The following is an 8,688-nucleotide window of genomic DNA, read 5'->3' as shown; positions in this document are numbered from 1 at the left end:
TTCTTTAGTAATGTATTATTGGAGAGCAGCAAAAGTTTCAGAAAAAATTAAAAATGTATAGCATCAGTAATGTGTATTAAAAGTACCGATAAACCTAAGAGATTTATCTATGTAGATATAAAAACACTAAGGGATGATGCAGAAAAAGTTTAATCATACTTTTCAAGTGATCATTAAGTCTCAACTCAATTAAATAGAGGTATTATTTTATGAAAAATACGTCAAAACGATATTGCTAAAGTTTCTTTTTTGTTTGCAATAATTGAGGGTAATGCTTTGTGTGGGGCGGATTGTGTACACAATGAGATATATGCATGGTGATTTCTTTTCTACATTTATATTTGCCATTATCGGCAGCATTGTTGATGGATTAATTGGTGTGGTTATTGGTGCTATATCCAAAAAGTCGACTAACTCATTTCGTTATAGCCGACTAAATGATGAATAAGTAACGTTTACTTAATACCTTCTTCTTTAAATCGCTTGGTTATACGTTGTTGAATTTTAGGACCAAGTTTCTTACCAAATTCTTGTCCGACTAACATGCCTTCTTGGTTGATAAGCGGCATCACTCGAATTAACTTTTTACCAAATTCTGTATCGTTAATTTCAATCATTTTTCGCAGTTCATCTTCTGTGAAATGCTTATTGTAGATTGGGTACATCATGGTTTTAAAGCTGTCGTTAATGACAAACTCCTCATCCATGATGGTGTTGATCTCTTCTTCCACAATATCAAACGCTTTGGGATTAATGTCGGGCTTAGATTGCTTTAAGATCACCGTCATTTGTTGAGTAAACAGATCAGAGTATTGCTTACCAACAGCGACGGCTGATTGTCCTGTTTGCGCGAGTAGCTTATCAATCAGTTGCTTTTTCGATACTGGAATGTCGTCTGTGGTAGCGGAGACATTAAATGACAGCGCAAGTAAGGTTGCTGCTATGATCTTTTTACTAAACATGTTCATCCCTTGATTTTTATTTTGTATTAACGTGTTTTAGCAAAAAAATGCATGAGATATAAATTTAGGAGTGAGTTGTGTGAAACAGATCAGTTGGGGAATGCAGAGTAGCAGATAGTTAAGTGGTAACGAATGAAAGGAATGACCGCTGTATACACTATTGAGTCGTATATACAGCGGGAAATATCAGTTAGCGCAAACAGAACAACTTGGTTGCTTCATTAGCTTCATTTCACGCCAGCTCATTGATAACGCATCTAGCATTAACAGTTTGCCTGTGAGTGGTGTACCCATGTTAGCAACAACTTTAATTGCTTCCATCGCTTGTACTGCACCAACAATGCCAACGACAGGTGACATAATGCCAGCTTCAACACAGCTTAAGGTTTGTTGACCAAATAGGGCACTTAAACACTGATAACAAGGCTCGTTATCTTGGTACGCATACACACTGATTTGACCTTCCATGCGGATCGCAGCACCAGAGATCAGTGGTGTTTTGGTTTTAAAACATAGGCGGTTAAGTTGATTACGGGTATCAACGTTATCGCTACAGTCCAAGACGATGTTGTGGCTTTCAATCAGTGGCAGCAGTTCTTCATCAGATAAGCGTTTAGCAATGGTATCAACCGAAATATAAGGGTTGATACGGCATAATGCCGCTTTGGCTGAATCGACCTTTAACATGCCGACGGTAGCATCGTGATGAAGCACTTGGCGTTGAAGGTTTGAAACCTCAACTTTGTCATCATCAATTAAGGTTAATTTACCTACACCAGCGGCTGCTAAATATTGGGTTGAAGCACAACCTAAGCCGCCAGCACCAAGTACCAACATCGATGAGGCTTTTAACGCTTCTTGACCATCAAAATCAAACTGACGCAAAATGATCTGGCGGTTATAACGCAGCATTTCATCATCAGTCAGTTCAACGTTATTTGTGTTATCTGTTGTCATCTGAAATACCGCTTCTTAGTACAGCGTGTGGTTGAAGATTTCGATAGTCACATCTTCACCTGCTTGTACACGACCACGTTCTTGCTCTAATACCACAAAACAGTTTGCTAGGTGCATGGAACTAAACGCACCAGAGCCTTGATTACCTGTAGTTGCCACTTCAAATTGACCTTCAGCGTTAATGCTGTAAATACCACGTTGGAAATCAGTACGACCCGGACGTTTCTTAAATAGGGTAGTCGCTTTGGCTTTTACACGTACTGGTGGTTGGTATTGGCTGTTACCAGCAAGTTTTGCCAACATTGGCTGTACTAATTGATATAACGTTAGCATTGCAGAGACAGGGTTGCCTGGTAGACCACAGAACCATGCGTTGTTGATTTTACCGAACGCAAAAGGTTTACCCGGTTTCATCGCAATCTTCCAGAAACCGATTTGACCTTCTTGATCTAAAATATCTTTGGTGTAATCCGCTTCACCTACGCTCACGCCACCAGAAGTGATTAATACATCTGCTTCTGTTGAGCCTTTAAGGAAAGCGTCACGCAGTTTTTCAGGGCAATCAGGAATAATGCCAAGATCGAGTACTTCACAGCCGAACTTTTCCAATAGCGCACGAATACCGTAACGGTTGCTGTCGTAGATTTGACCTGCTTCTAATGTTTCACCAACAGGACGTAATTCATCACCTGTTGAGAAGAACGCCACTTTTGGTCGGTGAAATGCTTCAACGTGTGCAATACCCAATGATGCTAACAGCGGCATTTCACGAGCTGTTAAACGTGTACCTGTTACTAGCACTGTTTCACCAAGGCTGACATCATCACCAATAGGGCGTACGTTATCGTTCGCTTTTGGTTTGATATTAAACGTGATGTTATCGCCATCAACAGCCGTTTCTTCTTGCATAATCACGGTATCAGTACCTGCTGGCATTTCAGCACCTGTCATAATACGAATACATTGGCCAGCTTGGCATTCACCTTCAAATGGAATACCTGCAAAAGATTTACCGGCTAACACTAGCGTATCTGTGCTTGCTAAATCTTCAGCACGTAGGGCGTAACCATCCATTGCGGAGTTAGCGAAAGGCGGCACATTAATTGGTGAAAGAATATCTTGTGCTAGCACTAATCCCATCGCATCTGCTAATGCAACCGTTGACGTTTTAGTTAAAGGTGAAACTTGCTCAAGAATGTTATTAATTGCAGTCTCAACGGGCATAAGGCCTGGTACGTCGCAGCATCCCATAGTGGTATCCATCTTTTATAATTGAATCATAGTGGCTCTGAATTACTATCAAGAGTTGTAGATAGAAATATTAATAATACTTCAGAGCCCAGAGAAAATAGTATCTTTCATTATATTACCCTTTCTTACTAAGGGCTGTAAGAGATTGATTATGCCAAAATTAGACCAATTGGACTAATCCCTATTAAATGGGAGGTGTAATTATTTCCATTTGGGGGTATTCTTCGTATGTTTTTAGCGCTGGCGAGCGAAAACAGGCTTGTTTTATGGCATTTCAGCCTGTGCCAGTTGGAGGAAAAGAATGACAGCATTAAGTGAATCTGCAGTACTAGTCCGTGATGCATTAGCAGCCCGTGGTCTTGAAACCCCAATGGTTGAACAGGTTGTTAGCCGCGAAGAGAAAAAAGAAAAGATTGAATACCACATGCGTGAGATCTTATCGTTACTCGCACTAGATCTGACGGATGATAGCTTGGTTGAAACCCCACACCGTATTGCGAAAATGTACGTTGATGAAGTGTTTTCTGGCCTAGATTACGCAAACTTTCCAAAAATCACGGTTATTGAAAATAAAATGAACTGTGATGAGATGGTGCGTGTTAAAGATATTACGCTAACCAGTACTTGTGAACACCACTTAGTGACTATAGATGGTAAAGCAACCGTTGCTTATATTCCTCGTGGTAAAATCATCGGTCTATCTAAAATCAACCGTATTGTTCGCTTCTTTGCGCAGCGCCCACAGGTTCAAGAGCGTTTAACACAGCAAGTATTAGTTGCGTTGCAAACCTTACTTGAAAGCGATGACGTTGCTGTCACCATTGATGCAACGCATTACTGCGTGAAAGCGCGCGGTGTTATGGATGCAACCAGTGTAACAACAACGACGGCACTGGGTGGTATTTTTAAGAAGAACCCAGCGACACGTGCTGAGTTTTTAAATGGAATTCGTTAATTACTAATTTGAAATGAATGAGTTGTTGAATTTTAAAACAAAAATAGGCAATTTTATTAGTAATTAAGCAAAAATGCTGGTCGATGATTGACTGGCATTTTTTTTATCTCATACTGAGGCTGCCGCTATCGTTTTGGTTACGTTTTAAAGGTCGTTCATGGATTTAATTAAGCTTTCTCGTATTAGCATGAAACATTTGATCACTTTGCATGTAATGCTAGATACCTTAAGTGTAACGGCATGTGCAGAGCGACTTTGTGTTAGTCCATCGTCGGTGAGTAAAACCTTAAGCCAACTGCGTGATAACTTAAATGATGAGTTGTTTTATCGTCATGGAAATAAGCTGATTTCAACGCCATTAGCACGTCGTTTAGGCCCAACGGTGCATCAAATGATCAGTGATATGAACCAGATCATGACCAAAGAAGCGTTCCAACCTGAAGATTATGAAGGTAGTTTTTCACTGGCGATGCGTGAAAGTACCTTTGAGCTCATTGCTCGCGGTTTGCATTCCCATGTTTTAAAACAAGCACCGAATGTACGATTAGATATTTGGTCTAAAGACAGTATTGGTTTTGATGGTTTAACCAAAGGTATTCTGGACTTCGTTATTTTGCCTCATGATTTAAGTCAGCCGCCATTAATGCAAAATAATTTGGTATGGCAAACCCTGTTTACTGATGAAATGATTTGCTTAATGGCACACGATCATCCGTTGGTGGATAAAGAGCTAACGGTAGAAGATTATTTAAATTGTGGTCATATTGGGATTTTAGATAGCGACTTAAGTGTGCCATTTTTTGAAATGCAATTAGCTCAACAACATAGAAAACGTAAAGTTGTTGTCAATGTGGCTGACTTTGGTGGGGCAGCAACTATGTGCCATAACAGTGATTTATTGTTTACTTGTTCCCACCGTTGGGCAAATACGGCATTGCAATCGAAAGCACTGATTCAAAAAACGTTACCATTTAACTATGGCAAAGTAGCATATAGCCTTGTTTGGCATCAGCCGAGTATGAATGATCCTGCTGTGCGTTGGCTACATCAACAGATCCTCGACTTTTGTGGTGTAAAACCCGATGTGGAAATGAATACGCAATAAGCTCACGAAGTTATCACGCTCTACTGACAATCACTTTTTTGCGGTCATTATCCTTTAGCAAATCGCAAGGAGGAGATAACCGTGAAGGGATTGAGTTTATTACTGTTAATAGGGCTGGTAACAAGCACGAATAGTTACGCAATATCAAAATTCACATTTGCCCAGCAGACATGGATGAACCGATCATTGTTTTGTTTACAGCAAATAAATGGTTATCTTGAAGGTAAGGAAAGGTTAGATCCTATGGTGGCATACGCAGTGCGTGATTTTGATAAAGAGCGGCAAAATATCATGTTATTGCGAAAAATTTTGCATACACCTTCCGCTGAATCCCTTCGACAATATTGTGAATACCATCAGCAGGTAGATTATCCATCGTCTTAATCGCTGATAATTTAGTATGTTGCTGTATATAAAAAGTCGCAGTATGAGGCTATCCATACCGCGACTCTCGAAAAGACAATTGTTATTAGTACATCGCAGGTAATACGATATTTTGTACTCCGTGTTGTGCTAACTTATTGTGAAAATTATCGATTTCTTCTTTGCTACATTCATCCCAGCTAAGTGCCTCACCTGTAACACCATGGTGTCTAAATGCGTTAAGCTTTATTTTTACGCTGCCTGAAAATGGGCGTAAGTAATGAGACACTTGCTCGATATGTTCGAGGAAATCCGTTTTATCTGGAATATGAAGCAACCTTATCTCATGTAATTTATTATGAGAATGCAGGAAGTTGATGGCTTCAAATACACGATGGTTACTTCTGTTCGTTAACCAATGATGGGTTTCATCATGCCATGCTTTGAGATCAATCATCGCTCCATCTAAATAAGGTAATAAGTGTTTCCAGCCAGTTGTGCCTAAACTACCATTACTGTCGATCATACAGGTTAAGTGTTTTAATGAAGCTGTAGTTTTAACCAATCTAAACAGTGCGACAATAAAGGGTAAGTTCAGCGATGCTTCACCACCTGAGACCGTAATACCATTAATGAAAAGTCGATTTTCTTGGATCTTTTCAATTAGCTGCGAAACTGAAATAGATTCTGTTTTAGGGCTTGCTTGTTTAGGGCATACCTCAATGCATTTATCGCATTCTGTACATGCTGCTTTATTCCAGATCACTTTCGGTTTGTTATCAATGTACTTTGTTTGAAGTGCCTGTGTAGGGCAGTGTTCTACACAGGCAGTACAATGATTACATACCCCAATGGTTTGAGGATTATGACAGTTTTTACAGTTGTAATTACATCCTTGAAAAAAGATAACCATTCGGTTGCCAGGTCCATCTACGCATGAAAAATTTAGAATTTTACTGATAGAGGCTGAAATCATTGTTTAAACTCTTACTTATTACCGACTAGTTGTTCAAATTTCGGCATTTGCTCGTGGCTTAATACCCTTGGCAAACGTTGTAAAATAGCGGTTTGCTCACTGGCTTCTGAACCTAACCATGTGGTATTGGTTCGTGAGCCTTGTTGTTTAAATTTGGCGATATCTGAAAGTTTGATCATATAGCCTGTTACACGTACTAAATCATTGGAATGCACGTTGGCCGTAAACTCTCTAAAGCCCATACTTAATGCGCCTTGGCATAATGCAACCATGGCTTGTGGGTTTTGTTTTACTGTTTCATCAATGGTTAAAATATCGCTGATCCCAGACAAATAGTATTTATGGTGTGCTGCCAGTGCTTTTACGTGAGTGACTGGATCGGGCTCACTGCCATAAGGGATACGAATACCTGGGGTTACGTCTTGATCACAGCTAATCCCACCTTGTGAATGCAGTAATGCACGTTGTTTATAACCGTATTTCACTGGTGTATTCGTAACAATGTCACTTAGTAATTCGGTAATTGCTAATGCTAACGTGTTTGCTGCTGCACTATGACCATATTGTTCAGTTGAACCTGACTTTTCTAATAGCAGGTTAACGGCTTCAGCCATGCCATAAATACCAAACATTGGAGCAAAACGGGCTTCTTCAATTAAACCTTCTTGTACTAAGAAGCTATTAAAGAAATTCGATTCTTCATGTAAGAAAGCAGAACGAGCGTCAATAAGGCCAAAGGTTAATTGGCAGTAGTGAGGTAGCACTTGCGTTAAGAAATCATCCACATCCAATGCTTTTTTCACTGCTTCTTTTAAATTCAAACGTACTAATGTATTCGCGCCACCAGCAAGTGGCAGTGAGTTATAACAACTCACAATGCCAAACCCTTGCTCACCAAAGGTATCTTTAAACATTGGGTAATTTGCAATGTGTGGCTTGCTGCATTCACAAATGTTTTTACAAGCTTGCTCAAGTAATGATGCAGGTGTGATGTCTGCGTCATACATAAAGGTTAAATTTGGTGCAACTTGTTTAAGTTCAGCATCAATTTTTAAAATTGTACGACAGATAATATTGTCAGTAGGACCAATATTGGCATGCATGAAGGCATCAGGTAGGGTGCGATCAAGCATGATCCAGAAGTTTCTTAATTTCTTATAAATGCTTGCTTCATCTTCATTGTTAACAAATGGTAACAATAAATCATCAAGCTGCCCGATATAGACAGGATAATTAGTGACTGACGGAACATGGTGATAAATAATCGTCAGTGCATTTAATGCGTCGTCCAAATCTTTTGCAGGCTCTAGCTCTAAATAGCTCGAACCATGCTGAAGGTATTTTGCATAGTCTGGTAGCACGTAACGAGGTTTGAAAGGAGCGTTACCTTCAAACATGTCACAGATAATGCCTTCATCTTTAGCTAGCAAAATTTCGTCACTTACAGACATATAGTCTACAATTGCTTCAGCTTCTAAGGAGAGAAACAGGTTTTTTTGTTTAGGACTCAATGTAGGTGAAGTAATAATCTGTTTGATTTTTAATTGTGATGACATTGCTCGTAACCGTACTTGTTATTGTATGGCGGCACTTTAGTCGAGATATGTTATTTCCAGAAGTGAAAAAGAATTAATATAGCTTTTCCAAAAAGGAAAACATAAGTAGAAGGATAATTAGTATGAAAAAGTGGGCATTATTATTATCAGTTGTTGGTATGACGGCAGCGTTAGCAGGCTGTAATAAAGAAGAACCAAAACAGCCTGAGCAACCAAAAAAAGAAGCGGTTGGTATGGCGAATCCAGCTTCTGTTTACTGTGAAAAGCAGGGTGGCAAACTTGAGATTAAAAAAGAAGAAAAAGGTGAGGTAGGGTATTGCCATCTTGCTGATGGTAAAGTGGTTGAAGAGTGGGAATACTACCGCGAAAACAACAAGTAAGTTCGTTTTTTGAACAATGCTGAAAGTAAGCTCTCGATAAAACGTCGAATAACTCGCAGTATTTAATATTTTAGATAAATGGTGTTTTTATGAACACCATTTTTAATCGTTATGTTTTATCTTTAAAAATCAATGTTTTATTTTTTATGATTTGAGCTCATTCAACATAAAAAATCTTGATAC

The 8,688-nt window shown here is 39.2% G+C and carries 9 protein-coding genes; 4 read left to right on the top strand and 5 right to left on the bottom strand.

The features are described from left to right. Positions 1 to 455 precede the first annotated feature (455 nt). From E5A76_RS10145 to moeA, 3 genes are all read right to left on the bottom strand, one after another. A complete protein-coding gene (locus tag E5A76_RS10145) occupies positions 456 to 962 on the bottom strand; it encodes a DUF2059 domain-containing protein (RefSeq protein WP_161118859.1) in 507 nt (168 codons plus the stop codon). Between the two features lie 186 nt (positions 963 to 1,148). After that, on the bottom strand, positions 1,149 to 1,919 hold the full coding sequence (gene moeB, locus E5A76_RS10140; protein WP_008986965.1) for a molybdopterin-synthase adenylyltransferase MoeB: 771 nt from the start codon (positions 1,917 to 1,919) through the stop codon (positions 1,149 to 1,151). Between the two features lie 15 nt (positions 1,920 to 1,934). Continuing rightward, entirely contained in the window at positions 1,935 to 3,170 is a 1,236-nt protein-coding gene (moeA, locus tag E5A76_RS10135) for a molybdopterin molybdotransferase MoeA (protein ID WP_161118858.1), read from the bottom strand. Positions 3,171 to 3,471: 301 nt separating this feature from the next. Here moeA and folE point away from each other — a divergent pair, with 301 nt between their 5' ends. The 3 genes from folE to E5A76_RS10115 all read left to right on the top strand — a co-directional run bounded on the left by folE (position 3,472) and on the right by E5A76_RS10115 (position 5,614). After that, positions 3,472 to 4,125 carry a GTP cyclohydrolase I FolE gene (gene folE, locus E5A76_RS10125; protein ID WP_023932413.1) on the top strand — a complete coding sequence of 218 codons (654 nt, stop codon included), beginning with the start codon at positions 3,472 to 3,474 and terminating at the stop codon, positions 4,123 to 4,125. Positions 4,126 to 4,282: 157 nt separating this feature from the next. Next, entirely contained in the window at positions 4,283 to 5,230 is a 948-nt protein-coding gene (locus tag E5A76_RS10120; RefSeq protein WP_161118857.1) for a LysR family transcriptional regulator, read from the top strand. Positions 5,231 to 5,404: 174 nt separating this feature from the next. Further along, complete coding sequence (locus E5A76_RS10115; protein ID WP_161118856.1) at positions 5,405 to 5,614, top strand: hypothetical protein; 210 nt, start codon at positions 5,405 to 5,407, stop codon at positions 5,612 to 5,614. Between the two features lie 85 nt (positions 5,615 to 5,699). Here the strand turns inward: E5A76_RS10115 and E5A76_RS10110 are convergent, their stop codons facing one another. Continuing rightward, positions 5,700 to 6,569, bottom strand: coding sequence for a YjjW family glycine radical enzyme activase (locus tag E5A76_RS10110; protein WP_161118855.1), 870 nt, complete (start codon positions 6,567 to 6,569; stop codon positions 5,700 to 5,702). An 11-nt stretch (positions 6,570 to 6,580) separates the two neighbouring features. Then, on the bottom strand, positions 6,581 to 8,125 hold the full coding sequence (locus tag E5A76_RS10105; protein ID WP_161118854.1) for a YjjI family glycine radical enzyme: 1,545 nt from the start codon (positions 8,123 to 8,125) through the stop codon (positions 6,581 to 6,583). A 122-nt stretch (positions 8,126 to 8,247) separates the two neighbouring features. Between E5A76_RS10105 and E5A76_RS10100 the strand changes: the two genes are divergently transcribed. Continuing rightward, positions 8,248 to 8,505, top strand: coding sequence for a putative hemolysin (locus tag E5A76_RS10100; protein WP_053988109.1), 258 nt, complete (start codon positions 8,248 to 8,250; stop codon positions 8,503 to 8,505). The last annotated feature ends 183 nt before the right edge of the window (positions 8,506 to 8,688 follow it).

Source organism: Photobacterium lucens, from assembly GCF_009873615.1.
In the GTDB taxonomy this organism is placed as follows: Bacteria; Pseudomonadota; Gammaproteobacteria; order Enterobacterales; family Vibrionaceae; genus Photobacterium; species Photobacterium lucens.
This window is presented reverse-complemented; position numbering and strand designations above follow the sequence as displayed.